Annotated in this window: 14 protein-coding genes; 5 read left to right on the plus strand and 9 right to left on the minus strand. The window is 68.5% G+C overall.

The window, feature by feature from the left end; all coding sequences use genetic code 11:
* Positions 1-43 precede the first annotated feature (43 nt).
* Genes BJEO58_RS04870 through BJEO58_RS04880 form a run of 3 tightly spaced genes read left to right on the plus strand, consistent with a single transcriptional unit; the run spans position 44 to position 3506 of the window.
* Positions 44-1132, plus strand: coding sequence for an ATP-grasp domain-containing protein (locus BJEO58_RS04870; RefSeq protein WP_180951828.1), 1089 nt, complete (start codon positions 44-46; stop codon positions 1130-1132).
* On the plus strand, positions 1102-2478 hold the full coding sequence (locus tag BJEO58_RS04875) for a type III PLP-dependent enzyme domain-containing protein (RefSeq protein WP_246075903.1): 1377 nt from the start codon (positions 1102-1104) through the stop codon (positions 2476-2478). Before BJEO58_RS04870 ends, BJEO58_RS04875 begins: the two co-directional genes overlap by 31 nt.
* Positions 2475-3506: a GNAT family N-acetyltransferase gene (locus tag BJEO58_RS04880; protein ID WP_144573784.1), complete on the plus strand. Its 1032-nt coding sequence runs from the start codon at positions 2475-2477 to the stop codon at positions 3504-3506. Before BJEO58_RS04875 ends, BJEO58_RS04880 begins: the two co-directional genes overlap by 4 nt.
* Before the next feature lie 408 nt (positions 3507-3914).
* On the opposite strand, the gene BJEO58_RS04885 is transcribed toward BJEO58_RS04880, so the two are convergent.
* Complete coding sequence (locus BJEO58_RS04885) at positions 3915-5432, minus strand: MFS transporter (RefSeq protein ID WP_101588254.1); 1518 nt, start codon at positions 5430-5432, stop codon at positions 3915-3917.
* A 141-nt stretch (positions 5433-5573) separates the two neighbouring features.
* Here BJEO58_RS04885 and BJEO58_RS04890 point away from each other — a divergent pair, with 141 nt between their 5' ends.
* Positions 5574-6026 carry a MarR family winged helix-turn-helix transcriptional regulator gene (locus tag BJEO58_RS04890; protein WP_101588563.1) on the plus strand — a complete coding sequence of 151 codons (453 nt, stop codon included), beginning with the start codon at positions 5574-5576 and terminating at the stop codon, positions 6024-6026.
* A 288-nt stretch (positions 6027-6314) separates the two neighbouring features.
* On the opposite strand, the gene BJEO58_RS04895 is transcribed toward BJEO58_RS04890, so the two are convergent.
* The 7 genes from BJEO58_RS04895 to BJEO58_RS04925 all read right to left on the minus strand — a co-directional run bounded on the left by BJEO58_RS04895 (position 6315) and on the right by BJEO58_RS04925 (position 13828).
* Positions 6315-7001, minus strand: a complete 687-nt coding sequence (locus tag BJEO58_RS04895) for a hypothetical protein (protein WP_087003532.1) — start codon at positions 6999-7001, stop codon at positions 6315-6317.
* A 167-nt stretch (positions 7002-7168) separates the two neighbouring features.
* Positions 7169-7744, minus strand: a complete 576-nt coding sequence (locus tag BJEO58_RS04900) for a dihydrofolate reductase family protein (protein ID WP_101588256.1) — start codon at positions 7742-7744, stop codon at positions 7169-7171.
* A 141-nt stretch (positions 7745-7885) separates the two neighbouring features.
* Positions 7886-8455 (minus strand): hypothetical protein, encoded by a 570-nt coding sequence (locus BJEO58_RS04905; RefSeq protein ID WP_101588258.1) that lies wholly within the window; start codon positions 8453-8455, stop codon positions 7886-7888.
* 28 nt (positions 8456-8483) lie between these two features.
* Positions 8484-10022: a sodium/proline symporter gene (locus BJEO58_RS04910; protein WP_101588259.1), complete on the minus strand. Its 1539-nt coding sequence runs from the start codon at positions 10020-10022 to the stop codon at positions 8484-8486.
* Positions 10022-10219 (minus strand): hypothetical protein, encoded by a 198-nt coding sequence (locus tag BJEO58_RS04915; RefSeq protein ID WP_101588261.1) that lies wholly within the window; start codon positions 10217-10219, stop codon positions 10022-10024. Before BJEO58_RS04915 ends, BJEO58_RS04910 begins: the two co-directional genes overlap by 1 nt.
* Before the next feature lie 325 nt (positions 10220-10544).
* Complete coding sequence (locus tag BJEO58_RS04920; protein WP_101588262.1) at positions 10545-11702, minus strand: TAXI family TRAP transporter solute-binding subunit; 1158 nt, start codon at positions 11700-11702, stop codon at positions 10545-10547.
* Positions 11699-13828 (minus strand): TRAP transporter permease, encoded by a 2130-nt coding sequence (locus BJEO58_RS04925; protein ID WP_101588264.1) that lies wholly within the window; start codon positions 13826-13828, stop codon positions 11699-11701. The genes BJEO58_RS04920 and BJEO58_RS04925 overlap by 4 nt, the downstream gene beginning before the upstream one ends.
* A gap of 316 nt (positions 13829-14144) precedes the next feature.
* Here BJEO58_RS04925 and BJEO58_RS04930 point away from each other — a divergent pair, with 316 nt between their 5' ends.
* Positions 14145-14975, plus strand: coding sequence for a 2-keto-4-pentenoate hydratase (locus BJEO58_RS04930; protein WP_101588564.1), 831 nt, complete (start codon positions 14145-14147; stop codon positions 14973-14975).
* On the opposite strand, the gene BJEO58_RS04935 is transcribed toward BJEO58_RS04930, so the two are convergent.
* A complete protein-coding gene (locus BJEO58_RS04935) occupies positions 14968-15852 on the minus strand; it encodes a hypothetical protein (protein WP_144573785.1) in 885 nt (294 codons plus the stop codon). The two genes, BJEO58_RS04930 and BJEO58_RS04935, sit on opposite strands and share 8 nt — an antisense overlap.
* Positions 15853-15986: the final 134 nt, after the last annotated feature.

Consider the following 15986-nt stretch of genomic DNA (forward strand, 5'->3'; position numbering starts at 1 on the left):
GCCGGAATATGCAGTGCGAGAAGAGAAGGAAGTGTTCGGTGTCATGATGCGCATCATCATCAGTTCGGCAGGTCGTCGCGTGTACCTGGTCACATGGTTCCGACAGGCGTTGGTCGAGGCCGGTATCGAGGGCGACGTCTACGTGCTGGACCATGACCGTCGCGCTCCTGCGGCTGCGGCGGCCGACGGGTTCCGGCAGCTGCCGCCCTACACCAGCGGAGAGTACGCGGACCAGCTGCTGCGGACGGTCGATGAGCTGAGGCCCACTCTGTTCATCTCGCTGAACGACTGCGAGCTCACGGCCCTATCGCAGGGGCTGAGCACACGCCTGCGCGAGCGCGGGGTGGTCGTGCCGTGCCTGGAGGGCGCCTCCCACCGCGCCGTGGCGGACAAGCTGCGCATGTCCCGCGCCCTGACCCGGATCGGAGTCCCGACACCGCGCACCGCGCTGCTGTCGGACACGGAAGCGGTGCATGCGCTGCTGGAGACGACGCCGGCCGTGATCCTCAAGGACCGCTGGGGCAGCGGCTCGTCCGGTCTGCTCAGGCGCACCTCCGAGCAGCTCCGCCGCTGGCTGGCGACGGATTCCGCGACCCGCTCGGACCTCGGCGGGTCCCCGGATGACGAGCTGGTCGTCCAGCCCGACGTGGTGGGCACCGAGTACGGCATCGACATCGTCACGCCCGTGCGTGGCGGACCGGTGGCCGGCGTGCTGGCCCGCCGCAAGCTCAGCATGCGCAACGGCGAGACCGCCGCGGCGGTGTCCGTCGACAGCAGCCCGTTCGCCGGCCTGGCCGCGATGCTGGCCGACGGGCTGGGGATCCAGGGCACGGCCGATGTCGACCTGATGCTTGCGGACCACGGGGCGGCCTCCGTCGTCGACATCAACCCCCGGTTCGGAGGCGGATACCCCTTCAGCCACGTGGCCGGGGCGGACGTGCCGCACTTCCTCGTGGCGTCGACGCTGGGGCTCGACCCCCATCCGCGCTGGAACACCTATCGGCTCGGCCACCTCGGAGCGAAGCACGAGGGAATCATCGGCTTCGAGTCGAGCCCGGACGGCTCCGCGATGGGGGCCTCGCACCAGGAAGGAGCAGCCTCATGGACCGCGCGCGCCGTGCAGACCACCTGAGACCGCCCACACCGGCATTCGTGATCGACCGGCCCGTCCTCACCGGGTTCGTCAGTCGGTTCCAACAGGCCCTGGACACGCAGTGGCCGGCGTCGATCCTGTCCTATTCCTTCAAGACGAACTCGCTGCCCTGGCTGGTGTCCTTCATGCGGGACCACGGTGTCTGGGCCGAGGTCGTCTCGGACACCGAGTACCGCCTCGCCCTCGCGCTGGGGTACAGGCCGGACCGCATCGTGTACAACGGTCCGATCAAGAGCCGTGGGCTCCTGCGGTCCGCGCTTCAGAACGGATCGATCATCAACCTCGATGCGAAGCGCGAGGTCACGTGGGCCGCTGAACTGGCCAGCGAGATGCCCCACGCCGAGTTCGCCGTCGGACTGCGCGTCAACTGGGATCTCGAGGCCCGCTGCCCCGGTGAGAGCACGACGGGGCCGGACGGGAGCCGGTTCGGCTTCGACGCGGACAACGGCGAGCTCGACCGGATGATCGCAGAACTGACGGCTGCGGGGGTGCGAGTCGCGGGACTCCACATGCACCGCAATTCGCAGTCGCAGAGTGTGGACGTCTTCCGGGCGGCCGCATCGGTCGCCGCAGAGCTGATCGCGTCCCGCGGTCTCGACCTCGAGTGGATCGACATCGGCGGCGGCTTCTTCGGCAGCGAAGACGAGGGCCCGACCTTCCATGAGTACATCGCTGCGATCCGTGAGGTGCTCGGAGCCGTGGTGGATCCGCGGAGGACCCGCCTGATCGTCGAACCGGGCGGGTCGCTCATCGCCGTACCCGTCGAGTTCCACAGCAGCGTCATCGACGTCAAGGAGGTCGGTCCCCGCACGATCGTCGTCACGGACGCCAGCCGCACCAACATCGATCCGCTGTTCCGCCGGCGGCGACCCTTCGAGGTCACCCTCGACACGGATGCGACGGCGTCGCGCCCGGACCAGATCATCAGCGGCTTCACGTGCATGGAGGATGACCGACTGCTCCAGCTCCGTGATGCACCTGCGGTCGACGTGGACGATCGCATCGTCTTCCACACGGTCGGGGCATACACGATGTCCTACCAATCGACGTTCATCGAGTACCCGCCGGCCGTGTACGTGCGCGACGGGGACTCGCTGAACCTGGTCCGGCGTGCGTGGGGCGTCGAGGACTACCTCCGGGGCAATCTGTGGATCCAGAGCGGTGACCCGGAGGGGGCCTCCGGCGATGCGGCTGTGGCGGAGGGTGTGACGGAAGCCGTGACGGAAGCGGACGGGCTGCAAGAGAGTGGGCTGCAGGGGAGTGGGCTGCACGACGGTGGGCCGCATGCGGATGGTCGGCAGCTGAGTGGAGCGGGACAGCCATGAGAGTGCACGTCCTCGAGACCTCGGACCCGGAGTGGGCCGCCTACCTGCCCGGCACCCGCCACGACATCTTCCATATCCCCGCGTTCGTCCGCGCGGAGGACCGGTTCCACGGCACGGAGAGTCGCCTCGTGGTCGTGGAGGACGGGGAGTCCGCGCTGCTCGTTCCGCTCGTCTTCTCCGCCCTGCCCGGTGGATTCGAGGACGCGTCGACGCCTCATGGACCTGCGGGACCCGTCTTCTCCGAGGGGGCGACGGAGGAGTGGCGTCGCGCGGCGGTGTCCGCACTGGTGGACCACCTGCGGGAGCGCGGGGTGGTGTCCCTCTTCCTGCGAGGGCATCCGCTGGCCGGCCTCGGCGACTTCGCAGGTGCCGGAGCCGTCGTGGAGCACGGGCCGTCGTTCGTCATCCCCCTCGACCGGCCCGTGGAGGAGATCAAGGGAGGCATGCGGCAGAACCACCGGCGGAACATGCGCAGGGCCGAGCGGGACGGGCACATCGCGGTGCAGGATACGGAGTGGGAGCACCTCGAGGAGTTCCACCGGATCTACACGAGGACGATGGAGCGCGTGGAGGCGGGATCCGCCTACAGATACAGCCGCGAGTACTTCGAACGGCTGCGCGACGAGGCGGGGATGTACACGTCACTGTGGGTGCTCATGATGGACGGCGAGCTGGCAGGTGCCCACCTGGTGACCTCCTGCAGCGGAACGGTCCAGTACTTCCTGGGCGCCACGCATCCCGACTTCCACCGCAGGGTGCCGCAGGTGGCGATCTTCGATGCCGTGCTGAGCTGGGCTCACAGCCGGGGCGATCGGGACTACGTCCTGGGCGGAGGGCTCCAGGAATCCCTGCGGCACTTCAAGTCCGGGTTCACGCAGGTCGAGCGGTCGGAAGCCACCGCTCGCATCGTCATCCAGCACGACGAGTACGAGCGGCTCTGCACCGGGTGGGAAGCGGAGAACGGCCCGCTGACCCGCCGCCGCGATGCGTTCTTCCCGGGCTACCGCACGCCGGCGCCGGCAGCCTGACGGGCCGTATCGGCCGTTCGCCGCCTCCGTGTTCGCCGCGCCGCCCGGCCCATGCGGGAAGACGCGACCCACCACCTTTCATCAGACCGCATAGGAAACAAGTTGTGCGACCTGATGAAAGGTGGTGGTTCGCGGGCCTCAACGCGGGGTGAAGGGCGGTGTTTCGTGCGGGAGCGCGGCTGCCTGCCCCACGACGGACGGATTGCTGGTTCGTGGGCCACCCGCGTGCGCCGGTCCGTCGAACCGTAAGGGCATCCCTCGCCAAGTGGGGTGTGCTTGCCCGTTCGCCGCGTCCGTGTTCGCTTCGCCGCTGCGTGCCGCGGTCAGAGGAGCATGGAGGCGGCGAACGGACGGTGAGCCGACGGGACGCGTCTCCCGCGGCGACCGCTCAGCCCCGCTCAGTTCCGCTTAGGCTCGCTTCGCCGCGCCCTTCGCGCCGAAGCGGAACGGGATGAAGCACGCGATCGCTACGGCGACGATCGCCACGCCGAACCCGATCAGGTAGACGATCCGGAATCCGGCCTCCGACATGACGGCCTCTCCTCCGATCGACATCGTCACCGCTGCGAGCACCGCACCCACGATGGCGGAGCCCGTCGAGCTGCCGATCGACCGCATGAGTGTGTTGAAGCTGTTCGCCGAACCCGTGGCAGACGGGGACACGGAGCGCATGATGAGCGCCGGCATCGCACCGTATGCGATCCCGACCCCACCCTTGATGATCATGTGGGCGAACATCAGGCCGATCGCGCTCGCGAGGAAGGCCTGCATGCTCCCGTAGCCGATGGCGATGACGCCCAGGCCCGCGATGAGTGCGACCTTGGGCCCCTTCGCGTTGATGAGGCGCCCGCCCACCGGGGCCAGCAGCATCTGGATGAACCCGCCGGGGAGCATGAGCAGGCCCGCCGCCAGGAGCGAGACGCCCAGCCCCGGACCGGACCCCGATGGCAGCTGGAGGATCTGCGGCGTCGCGACGAGCGTGATGTACATGGACATGCCCGCGAAGATCGAGGCGGTGTTCGTCAGCAGGACGACCGGCGTCACAGCGGTGCGCAGGTCGACGAGCGGTTGCGCGGCGCGCAGCTCCCACACGGCCCACGACGCGAGTGCGACGACCGCCAGCGCGAATGCGCCGATCGTCTCCCACGAGGCCCACCCCCACGATGTCCCCTGCGAGACGCCGATGAGGAGCGACACGAGCCCGACCGCCAGGAGGACCGCGCCCAGCCCGTCGAACCGCTGACCGGGACCGGGGCGCGCCCCCGATGGCACCAGGGTCGCGACCAGCACGAGCATCACCGCACCCAGCAGCGCGAACATCCAGAAGAGCAGGCGCCAGTCGAAGAACTGCGCGAAGCCGGCGGACAGGGGGAGCGCCAGCCCGCCGCCGATCCCCATCGACGCGCTTGCCAGCGCGATCGCCGTGGCACGCCGCTGCGGCGGGACGACGTCCTGCAGCAGTGCCACGGCGACTGGGATCGCTCCGATCCCCATGCCCTGGAGCGACCGGCCGATCACCATGGTGGTGAGGTCCGTCGACATCGCGGACACGGCGCAGCCGATGAGCATCGGGACCATGAGGCCCACGATCACGCGCTTCTTGCCGAGCATGTCGCCCAGTCGCCCGGCGATGGGGGTGGCCACCGCTCCCGCCAGCAGCGTGGAGGTGACGGCCCAGGTGAAGGCGCCCGGCGTGGTGCCCAGCTTGGGCGGGAGGATCGTCAGCAGCGGTGCGATGAGCGACTGCATCATCGCCACGAGCGTGCACGCGGTCGCGAGGACCAGCGTCACGCGGGTGGGCGCGGGGGAGTCCGGAGGTGCAGCGGCGGAGGCGGGACCGTTCGAGGAAGGGTCCGTCCCGGTGAGGGGGCGGGTGAGCGAGGTGTGGGGATCGGTGGTGGACGAGGTGGCCGCGGCCGCGCGCATGGGACTCCAGGTGAAACACGCAATTGTAGAATGCAATACGATTGCAGTATACAAATGTGCGGGTGAGAAAGGAATGCCGCCATGCTGAGTGTGAGCGACACGATGTCTCTTGGGGAAGATCTCACCTGCGACAATGGTGCGATGCAGGACGATGTGTTCGAGGATCTTGTGCGTGAGCAGATGCTGCTGACGCGCTTCGCCCTGCAGGGGGTCGCGCCCAAGGACCGGGACGTCCCGCTGGACCGCAGCGCGGTGATCCTCTTGTCGCGGCTGCACGCACAGGGCCCGATGGCGGTCGCGGAGCTGGCCGAGGCGTTCGACATGGACGTCTCCACGATCCACCGGCAGACGACGGCGGCGATGAAGGCGGAGCTGCTCGAGCGCATCCCGGACCCAGACGGGGGGATCGCCCGCAAGCTGCGCCCCACCGAGGAGGGGGTGCGTCGCCTCACCGCAGAGCTCGAGGCGCGCAAGCAGGGATTCGCGCGGATCCTCGAGGACTGGTCGGAGGGAGAAGTCCTGCAGTTCGTGGACTACCTGCGCCGCTACAACGAGGCGATCGAGAGCCGTCGCGGCAAGAACTGGCCGCGATGATCGTGTCGGGTGGTCGCTGATGCCGTCAGCCGACTGTCTCCACAGGTGGGTGGTAGCGGGGGACGGATGAATCGGGGCGGCGCTGCAGAGGTCACAGGTGGAAAGTGACTCGGCCTCGGCCGCGTCAAGCAGGTCGTTGACCTCCCTGGATCGCGTGGACCCCCTCCTGGTCGTGGTTCGGGACCGGCCGGTTGCCCGTGATCATCCCCGGGCGCTCGCCCGCTGGCAGGTCAGGCTGGCTCGGCGGGACTGCTGGTCTGCGGGACTCCCGGGCGGTGGGGGCCACCGTCAGTCCTGGCGGCCCCGCGCGGCCTGCCCGTCGGCCTTCTGCTGTTCCTTCCGGCGCTTCCGGTCGGCCTTGATGAGCAGGGCCCGCTCGATGGAATCCATGTCGTCGGTGATCCCGAGCCGTTCGTTGTAGTCCTCGATCCGCTCCGACTCCCGTTCGAGCAGGGTCCTCTCCCGCAGTCCCTCGACCTCCGCCTCACCGACCAGGCGGGCGATGTCCTTCAGCGCTCGCCGACGGCGCTTGGAGTCGGGTGCCGATTTGACCCGGTCGATGTCCGCATCGGTCCAGGGGTTGGTCTCCGGATCGATCTTCGAGCGGAGTGCCCAGTTCTTGAACCAAGTCGGCGTCCACGCCAGCGGCCACCAGAAGAAGGACAGTGCCACCAGCGCCGCCGGGACCAGGAACACGTTCCAGACGGCCTGCCGGGCCCCTTCCATAGCCCAGGCCTCGAAGAACACGGTGGGCAGCAGGGTCACCAACCCGATGCCGATCATCGCCAGCATGAACGGCCAGGTGTTGTGGTGGGAGACCTGGAGCGGGAAGTGCGGCAGGACCGCCCAGGTGCGGGTATCGCCGTTGAGGCTCCGCCAGACGACGTAGAACACCAGTGCCGCGGCTCCGCCCACCAGCAGAAGCATGCCCCAGTAGGCCGGGATGTAGGCGATGGGAGCGAGCCAATCGGGCATGAGGGAGTCCTTTTCGGGCCCGGCGGTGGTTCACCACCGACGATACCACCCGTCCGGGTGCCGCAGCCGGGCCGCGCCCGTGCCGGTGGTGAGGCACCTGACCGCCTGAACCACGCCGCCCACCTCGATTCCGACTCCTGACCTCCGAACAGAGGAAGGAGCGCAGCCTACGCGCTGCGCTTCACGAGCTCACTCACGATCACACCCGAGCCGTAGGCGGTCGTCTCGAGGTGCTCGAACTGGGTGGGTTCGTACTCCGTCGCGGCGAAGAGCGGGATGCCGTCGCCGAACACGACGGGATTGCGCTTGAGGACGACTCGGTCGATCTCGCTGAGCAGCTGGGAGGCGAGACGGCCTCCGCCGCACAGCCAGATGTCACCGCCGGGCTGTCCGCGCAGTTCCTGGACGGTGCGGACCGGGTCCTCCGCCGTGACGCGCAGGTTCTCCGCCTCCGTCTGCTGAGTGCGTGAGAACACGATCTGCTCGAGGTGGCGGTAGGGGCTGTCCATCCCCACGGGGAGGCCGACCGCGTACGTGTTCCAGCCCATGAGGACCGTCGAGAAGCCCCCTGCGGACTGGTCGAGTCCCAGCTGCTCCGCGTAGACGGTCGGGACCGCGTCGGCGAAGCGTTCGGTGAGGGCACTCATATGGTCGCCCTCGAACGTGAACGCGTCGAACTGCCCGTCCGGTCCTGCGATGTACCCGTCGAGGCTCACCGCCACGTAGTACACGAGTTCGCGCATGTCTCCTCCTCGTGACCACCCTCGGTCACCCTGTCAGGCTACAGACCGTGTCCAGGACCACGACCCCGAACCACGACCCCGAAAGCACGAGGGGCCGGTGCCGCACTCGGTGTCCGCAGGCCCACCGGAGAGGGTGTTCGTCTACGCCGTGAGCGCGTAGTGGCGGCCGGTGAGTCCATCCAGGATGATCTCGACGGGTCGCCCGTCCTTCGTGGCGGTGAGCCACCAGTTGGGCTTGCCGAACAGCAATGGTTCCCGCAGCGGATGCAGCTGCCCCGGCGGGCCCAGTCGCCTGCCGCGCAGCAGCACGCTGCGCACCAGGTCCCGTGCAGCTCGTTCCCCCCGCTCATCGTCGAGGACGCGGACCGGATCGGAGATCGCCGCCGCGCACGCCGCCTCAGCTTCGGCGAGGGGGACGAAGGCGACGTGCTCCCACGGCTCCGTCGCGTACGCGCGGCCGCCGACCAGGTCGACCAGTGCGTGTGCGGAGGCGGAGCCGTCGCGCTTCCGCACCTCGTACGAGGTCGCGAGCATCGGGTGGTGGTAGAGCTGGGCCCGCACGGCGGCGGCACCCGGCACCCGCCGCCGCAGCCACGCGATCGCGCGGTCGTGCGTGACGCGGACGGGCCAGGCCACGGAGGGCGCCGGCGCGCCCGCCGCGGCCGAGGCTGCGGAGCCGGCTGCGGCCTCGGGCCCCGTCGATTCCGTCACGGCGCTGTCGTCGATGCGCGTGCCCCGGTCACTCCGCTGCCCCGGGGCGCTGGGTGGACAGCGTCGCGTCCTCGCCGATCACCAGGTGCTTGGGGATCGGTGCGACGCGCATGGTCTCCTCCACGGCTGCGAGGACCTGGGGCGGCACGGGGTGCGACTTCTGGGTCGCGAGCGAGCCGATGATGATGCCCAGGACGGAGGCGATGATGCCGACCATCATCGGATCCATTCCCCACATGCTGCCCGTGTCGAAGATCTGTGCCCCGACCGCGCCCACGGCGCCGGCGATCATCGAGGTGATGGCGCCCGGCGTGTTCGCCTTCTTCCACCAGACCGCGCACACGTAGGCCGGGACGAAGGCGGAGCCCATCGTCGCGGTGGCGAAGACGACGAGGTCGAAGACGCCCGGCGGCCGCCACATCGCGAGGATGAGCCCCACGATCGCGATCACGAGGATGACGAGGCGGGAGATGTTGACCGCTGCCTTCTCGCTGAGGTTCTTGATGAGGGCGCCGCCCAGGTCCTGTGAGGCGATCGTGCCGGCCTGGAGGAGGATCGAGTCCGCCGTCGACATGATCGCGGCCATGATCGCCGCCATGACCAGGCCCACCGCGAAGGGCGGCAGGACGACCTGAGCGACTTCGAAGATCGCGAGCTCCGGATTGTCGAGGTTCGGCACGATGAGCAGGGCGAACATGCCGATGAGATAGGCGCCGGGGATGAACAGCAGGTTGAAGCCGGTCGACCACAGGCCCGCCCTGCGGGCGATCGACGGACGCTTCATCGACATGTGCCCGACGTTCACGTGCGGATAGCCCATGTAGCCGATCGAGAAGATCAGCAGCGCACCGAGGATGATCCCCCACTCGCCGAAGTACTGGCCGTCGGCGCCCCACATCGTCAGCAGGTTCGCGTTCATGTCACCGAGCGATTCGTGACCGGCGGTGAGGCCGCCCACGTGCTGGACGGTGGCGATGAGGATCCACAGCATGCCGATGACCATGATGATGGACTGCAGGAATCCCGTGTAGGCGACGGCGAGGTAGCCGCCCAGGAAGGTGTAGATGAGGATGATCGACACCGCGATGACGAGTGAGATGTTGAGGCCCAGCCCGGTGACGGACGCGAAGCCCTGGCCCCCCGCCAGCAGCTGCGCGAGCACGTAGAGGAACAGGCACGCGAGTGCGATCGGTCCCGCGACGAGCTTGGTCCACACCGAGGGGTAGCGACGCTCCAGGTACCCGATCGACGTGATCGAGCCCAGCAGGTAGGAGAGCTTGCGCATCCGCCGGCCGATGATCGACAGGTTCAGGACACCGCCGCCCAGGTCGCCCAGCGCGAACCACATGCCGTAGTAGCCCTGGCTGTAGCCCAGGCCGCCGGCGCCCAGGAACATGTACCCGGACATCGAGGTGGCCTGCATGCGCAGTGCGGTGACAGGAGCGCCCAGGCTGCGGCCGCCCAGCAGGTAGCCCTCGCGGCTCCTGGAGCTGCGGCGGCTCACCGCCAGGCCGATGCCGATCACTGCCGCGAAGTAGAGGAGGATGAAGACGATCTCGATGGACATCAGCGCGTCCCCTCTCCGGGTGCCGACGGGTCGAGCGGGCTGTGGCCCGCCGGTCCGAGGCCGTCGCTCTTCGCGTCGTAGTCCACGTCCTCGAGGGTCCAGTCCTTCGTCCTCGCGTAGAAGACGATCGTGTAGACGACCCAGAACAGCATGACGCCGCTCATGATCAGTGTGGTGCTCATCGGGAGCCCGAACATGTCGTGTGCCCCTCCTTCGACGTCGTTGTCCTGCGGAGTATCCGCCTCATCACCTCACAGCTGGTGTTGAGGCGTCAAGGCGAGTCTCACAGACCGAAGCGGGCGGCGGGTCCGGTTGCAGGCGGCGGGTCCGGGACCGCAGTGATACCCGTCCCGCTGCTCGTGGCACGGGCGACCTCGGTGGAGTGGGCCGGCGGCACGAAGGAGGCTGCACGAAGGAGAGCACCACGCCCACCGCCCGACGTCTCGACGATCGCAGGCGGTGGGCGCGGTGGGAGCGGTGCGCAGGGCTATCGATCCCTGCGCCGCTGACGCTGTCAGGCGGTCACTCGATGGCGTTCGGGTCGTCGTTCGCCTTGCCGAGGCCGTTCTGGGCGCGCCACTCGATCCAGAGTGCCAGCTCTTCGTCCGCTGCGGGCTCCGTGGCCTGGAATTCGGCCCACTCCGCGTCGAGGCGCTCGCCGCGCTCCAGGAGCTCGTCCTGCTTCTCCCGAGCCTCCGGAGTCCAGCGGTCCTGTTCCTCGAGCCACCGGATGAGGCCGTCGTGGAAGGGCGCTTCGCGCGGCATGTCCTCGACGTCCTCGGGATTCCAGCGCGGTGTGTTGACGGTGGTGTTCTCGTACACCTCGAAGTTCTCCGCCATCGCAGAGATGAGCGCGTAGACCTCGTCGTCGCTGGTCTCCTCCATCGCCGTGATGGGCAGCGTGTAGACGAAGCCGTGGGTCTCCTCGCCCTCCTCCTGCGCGGGGGCGCCGTCGAAGGGAAGGACGTTGACCGACTCCGTGAGTTCTTCGATGCGGTCCACGGCCTCGTCGTCGTCCGGGTCGAGATCGATCCACGACACGTCGACCTGCGACTCGAGCTCGTAGAGGGTCGCGCCGTAGACCTGCTGGTACAGCATGTCGATCTGGCCCTGCCTCAGCGCTTCCGGCTGCTCGCCGTAGGCCATCTCGACCTCCTCCACGTCGTCGCGCGTGAGGCCGCCGTAGGCCAGGTAGGCGTCGATCTTACCGTTCACCGACGGATTCGCGGTGATCTTGGGGATCTTCTGGCCCTTGAGGTCTGCGGGCGTCTCGATGTCGTCCGCGGTGCGCGACAGGAGCGAGTGCGGTGACAGCGGCGCCCACACGACGCGGGTGTCCTGGGGGCCCCAGTCCTCGTTCGCGAACTCGTTCAGTCCTTCGTACGCGAAGATGTACTCATCGCCCAGGCGGCCCATCACCGCAGCACCGGACTTCATCGCCGCCATGCGGCCGATGGCCGTATCGGACGTGATGATGCGGACGCGGGACCCGGTGGCCTGGGACACGGCATCGGAGACCGCGGCGGTGTCCGCGTACGTCGACGTCCCGGTGCCGTACGTGGAGATGACGAACGGGTCGCGGATCCCGCCCACCATCGTCGTCTCGTCCGGTCCGGCGCAGCCGGAGAGCAGCAGTGCGGATGCGGCCGCTGCCGCAGTGAGCATGGGCAGGCGCCTCATACGCGGGCCTCCTTCTTCGAGCTGGTGGCGGCATGCGACCCGGTGGCCGCGGGAACGGCGGTGGCGGTGAAGTCCGGCCCCCGCGTGCCGAACAGGAATGCGAGGACGACCGTGAGGGCGGCCAGACCGAGTCCGATGAGGGTCGAGACGGTGGCCGGCCACAGCAGGAGCAGACCTGCGGCGAGGGAGACGGAGCGGATGACGATCCCGATCCTGCGGTGGTTGAGCGTGAGATAGCCTTCGAAGCCGGTCGCCAGGAGGTAGATGCCGATCATCGCCGATCCCAGTGCCACGAGGATCTGCGTCAGCGTCGACTCCTGTGCCACGAGCGCAGGGTTCACGGCGAACGCGAACGGGATGATGTACTTCACCGACCCCAGCCGCATCGCGGTGATCGACGTCGCCATGGGTGGGGTGCGGGCGATGTTCGCCGCGGCGAACGACGCCAGTGCCACCGGCGGGGTGATGTAGGAGACCGTCGCCCAGTAGATGACGAACAGGTGCGCCGCGATCGGGTTGACTCCCATCTCGGTCAGAGCGGGGGCCATGACGATCGCCAGCAGGACGTAGACGGCGGACACCGTCATGCCCATGCCCAGCACGAAGCTGGTCAGTGCGCCTGCGATGAGGATGAGGGCGAGGTTGTCGCCGACCAGGTTGACCAGCTCGCGTGCCAGGGACAGCGAGACGCCGGTCATGGACAGACCGCCGACGATGAGGCCGACGCCCGCGATGATGCCGATGATCTCTGCGACCGTCTTGCCGGAGGCGTAGATGAAGTTCAGGAACGACGTGGGCGTGAGCTTGAAGCGCTTCATGAAGAGCATGCAGAGGAGCAGGAAGCCGATGGCCCAGAAGGGGGCCTGCGACTCGCTGTTCATGACGACCAGGAGCAGGACCAGGCCGACCAGCGCGACGATGTACGGAACGCCCCTGAGGACGGTGCGGCCGAACGTGGGCAGTTCCTCCTTGGGCATGCCGCGCAGCCCGGACTTCGCGGAGTATGCGTCGACCTGGAGGAAGATGCCCCAGAAGTAGAGGAAGGCGGGGATCGCGGCGGCCAGGGCGATCTGTCCGTACGGGACGCCGACGAAGGACACCATGAGGAACGCTGCGGTGCCCATGATCGGCGGCGTGATCGTGCCGCCGGTCGCAGAGGTGGCCTCGATGCCTGCGGCGTACTTCGCGGGGAACCCGGAGCGCTTCATGGCGGGGATCGTCATGGGGCCGGTGGTGAGCACGTTGGACACGGCGGAGCCGGACATCATGCCCATGGCGGCGGACGACACGACGGAGACCTTGGCGGAACCGCCGCGGTAGCGGCCGAACGCGCTCATGGCGAGGTCGTAGAAGAAGACTGCGCCGCCGGAGAACTGCAGGGCGACACCGAAGATGAGGAAGCCGACGAGGAGGCTGGCCGCTGTCTGCAGCGGGAGCCCCATGATCGAGTCGACGCCCATCGCGTGGATCTGCGCGGTGAGGTCCAGGCGGAACGGAATGCCCTGGAGGAAGCTCACGGGGATGCCCGCGGCGAAGACGGGGTAGAGGGAGAACACCAGTGCGATGCCCGTGACGATGAGGCCCGCCGTTCGGCGCAGGGTCTCCAGCACCAGGATCCACAGGAGGAACGCGAAGACCATCGCGGTGGGCGGTGCGACGTAGTCCCAGCCGCGTTCGAAGATCCGCTGGCCGTTCATGCCGAAGTAGACGGCCGTGACCAAGATGAGGGCGGCCAGAACGATGTCGTACCAGGGCACGGAGGTGCGTGACGTGGCGCCGCCGGGCTGCTTCCTGATCGGGCAGATGATGAACACGATCGGCAGGAACGCGGCCAGCAGGTAGTACAGGAAGCTGTTCGTCAGCAGGTTCGTGCCGCCCAGGTTCCAGAAGAACACCTGGTTGAGCACCAGCACCACACCGGCGATGGTGAGCGCCATGACGACCACGCGCCAGAACAGAGGGAGGTGCGTTCCGGTGTTCGCGGGGTCGCGGTCGAAGTCCAGCTGCTCCTCGACCTCGATCGTCTCAGCGGGAGGGTCGCCCTCCGGGGCGGTGGCGGTCGCCACGGCTCCGGGGTCAGCAACGGCCGATGCGGCGCCGTCGTGGCTAGTGCGTGATGTGCTCATGGGCACCTCTCCGTTGAGCGAACAGGTCCGATTGGGGAGTGATGGATCGGCTGAAGCCGGTGCTCTCGTGAAGAGCGACGGTAATGCTACCGAACCTGTGACCTGGCTCAATGTCGTGGAGACGGACCACGCGACCGGCCGGAAACGGTTATATCGGAAGCGGGTCGCATTGATGTGCGCGGCACGTGAAATCCTGCCTCCTACGACGGGATTCCCTGCAATATGCTGGCATTAGGTGGGCGCGAGGGCGTGATGCCTGTGCGCCGTCTCACAAGGGGCGTGTGTGGAGACTCACAGGGCCGTGAAGGGTGGATCGATGACGGATGACGCGTCCCACAGGGGACTGACCGACGTGCAGGCTGCGGGGCTCGCGGATGAGCTCGCCGAGGCTGCGCGGACCGGGACGCGGATCTCTCCCGCAAGTCGGCGGCACCCCGCTATGACAGTGGCGGATGCCTATGAGGTCCAGCGCCTGTGGCGCGCCCGTCGTGAAGCAGCGGGCGGACGGGTCGCGGGCTTCAAGATCGGCCTCACGTCCGTCGCGATGCAGCGGGCGTTCGGGCTCGATGAGCCCGACTACGGTGTGATCTTCGAAGACCAGATCCTCGATGCGGGGTCGACGGTGCAGGCCGCTGCGTGGAACAACGCGCGGGTGGAGGTGGAGCTCTCCTTCATCCTCGCCTCACCGCTGGTCCCGGGTCAGGGCTCCGACGCAGAAGGCGCGTTCACGGCTGCAGACATCCTCGCTGCGACGAAGTGCGTGGTGCCCTCCCTGGAGATCCTCGACTGCCACTTCGTCGAGGACGGTATGACGGTCATGGACACCATCAGCGACAACGCCGCTCTGGGTGCTGTGGTCCGGGGCGCGGAGGAGTTCGACCCCGCCGCTTTCGATCTGACGTGGATCGGCGCGAAGCTCTTCATCAACGGCTCGATCGTGGAGACCGGAGTGTCCGGAGCCGTGCTGGGTCATCCCGCGGCCAGTGCCGCCTGGATGGCGAACCGCTTCGCCGAACGGGGGGAGGAGATCCCCGCCGGGGCGCTCCTGCTGTCCGGGTCCTTCACCCGGCCCCTGCCGGTGAGCGCCGGCGACACCGTCATCGCGGAGTACCAGGGGATGGGCGAGGTGCGGGTGCAGTTCAGCTGACGTGAAGAGCCCCTCTGTCCGGCGTCGCGGATTCGGACTGTGCCTCTCCTGACCCGTTCCACGTCCCCGGGATCACGAAGCGACGGAACAGACTGAGGCTCATGGAGGGCGAGCGCTCGAGGTGGTCGAAGCGCGACACCGCTTTCCGGGTGACGGGGATCAGTGAGGTGAATGGCGGGATCCTCTTCGCGGGGGAGTCCGCCTCCCAGATCCCACCGGCACGGAACTCCATGCCCTTCTCCACGATCCGCAGCAGCGCCAGCACCGGTTCGCCCTCCAACGGGTTGATGACGAGTCCCATGTCGCCGGACCGGTCCAGCCCGAAGCGGTGCTTCGTGTGCCGCCCGGCGGCCGTGGCGGCAGTGAGGCGGCGGACGACGTGGGCCGCCTCTTCGAGGTCCGCGAACTCCACGCGGGGGAGTCGCGACTGCAGGTCCTCCAGCGATGCCGGCATGAGCACCGTCACGGCGGGATTGTCCAGGCGGTCCCCGAGGATCCACACGAACATCCCGTCCGGCGACATCTCCACGGTGAAGCGGTCCGCGGCGAAGCCGTGGTGGCCGGACGGGGTGGTGAGCGCCAGACCATCCGGCGTGATGCGGAGGTCGATGCCGACGGTCCAGTCCGTCGCGTCCGGCGAGTAGACCTTGAACGGGCCGGTGGCCGCGGTCCAGTCCGGGGCCACCCTTGCGGGCGGCGGCGGGCCGCCGTCCGCGGGACCTTCGGTGACGGCGGCGGTTCCGGGCGGCTCCGCAGTGGACGGTGCGGCGGCCGGGCTGAGGTCGGGATGGACGGCGCGGGGGAGGCCGAACGAAGTCTGCGGCGAATCCATGACTGCTCCTCGGGTGATGCGCTGGACCGGCGGGTGCGGGACCATGCGATGACAGTACGAAGAGGTACGGACACAGAGGCGGACACCGGCACGGACGCGGATGCGGGCGCAGAACCCCCGGCGCTCGGTGCAGACGACGCCGATCCGTCGCAGCCCTGTGCCCGTCGGGCGTGCGGTCG

The sequence above is a fragment of the Brevibacterium jeotgali genome (assembly GCF_900169175.1).
Lineage (GTDB): Bacteria > Actinomycetota > Actinomycetes > Actinomycetales > Brevibacteriaceae > Brevibacterium > Brevibacterium jeotgali.

Bases quoted from the DNA above. Each gene is read 5' to 3' on its own strand.
- BJEO58_RS04870 (WP_180951828.1), top strand. From the start codon at position 44: ATGATGCGCATCATCATCAGTTCGGCAGGTCGTCGCGTGTACCTGGTC.
- BJEO58_RS04875 (WP_246075903.1), top strand. From the start codon at position 1,102: ATGGACCGCGCGCGCCGTGCAGACCACCTGAGACCGCCCACACCGGCA.
- BJEO58_RS04880 (WP_144573784.1), top strand. From the start codon at position 2,475: ATGAGAGTGCACGTCCTCGAGACCTCGGACCCGGAGTGGGCCGCCTAC.
- BJEO58_RS04885 (WP_101588254.1), bottom strand. From the start codon at position 5,432: ATGCGCGCGGCCGCGGCCACCTCGTCCACCACCGATCCCCACACCTCG.
- BJEO58_RS04890 (WP_101588563.1), top strand. From the start codon at position 5,574: ATGCAGGACGATGTGTTCGAGGATCTTGTGCGTGAGCAGATGCTGCTG.
- BJEO58_RS04895 (WP_087003532.1), bottom strand. From the start codon at position 7,001: ATGCCCGATTGGCTCGCTCCCATCGCCTACATCCCGGCCTACTGGGGC.
- BJEO58_RS04900 (WP_101588256.1), bottom strand. From the start codon at position 7,744: ATGCGCGAACTCGTGTACTACGTGGCGGTGAGCCTCGACGGGTACATC.
- BJEO58_RS04910 (WP_101588259.1), bottom strand. From the start codon at position 10,022: ATGTCCATCGAGATCGTCTTCATCCTCCTCTACTTCGCGGCAGTGATC.
- BJEO58_RS04915 (WP_101588261.1), bottom strand. From the start codon at position 10,219: ATGTTCGGGCTCCCGATGAGCACCACACTGATCATGAGCGGCGTCATG.
- BJEO58_RS04920 (WP_101588262.1), bottom strand. From the start codon at position 11,702: ATGAGGCGCCTGCCCATGCTCACTGCGGCAGCGGCCGCATCCGCACTG.
- BJEO58_RS04925 (WP_101588264.1), bottom strand. From the start codon at position 13,828: ATGAGCACATCACGCACTAGCCACGACGGCGCCGCATCGGCCGTTGCT.
- BJEO58_RS04930 (WP_101588564.1), top strand. From the start codon at position 14,145: ATGACGGATGACGCGTCCCACAGGGGACTGACCGACGTGCAGGCTGCG.
- BJEO58_RS04935 (WP_144573785.1), bottom strand. From the start codon at position 15,852: ATGGTCCCGCACCCGCCGGTCCAGCGCATCACCCGAGGAGCAGTCATG.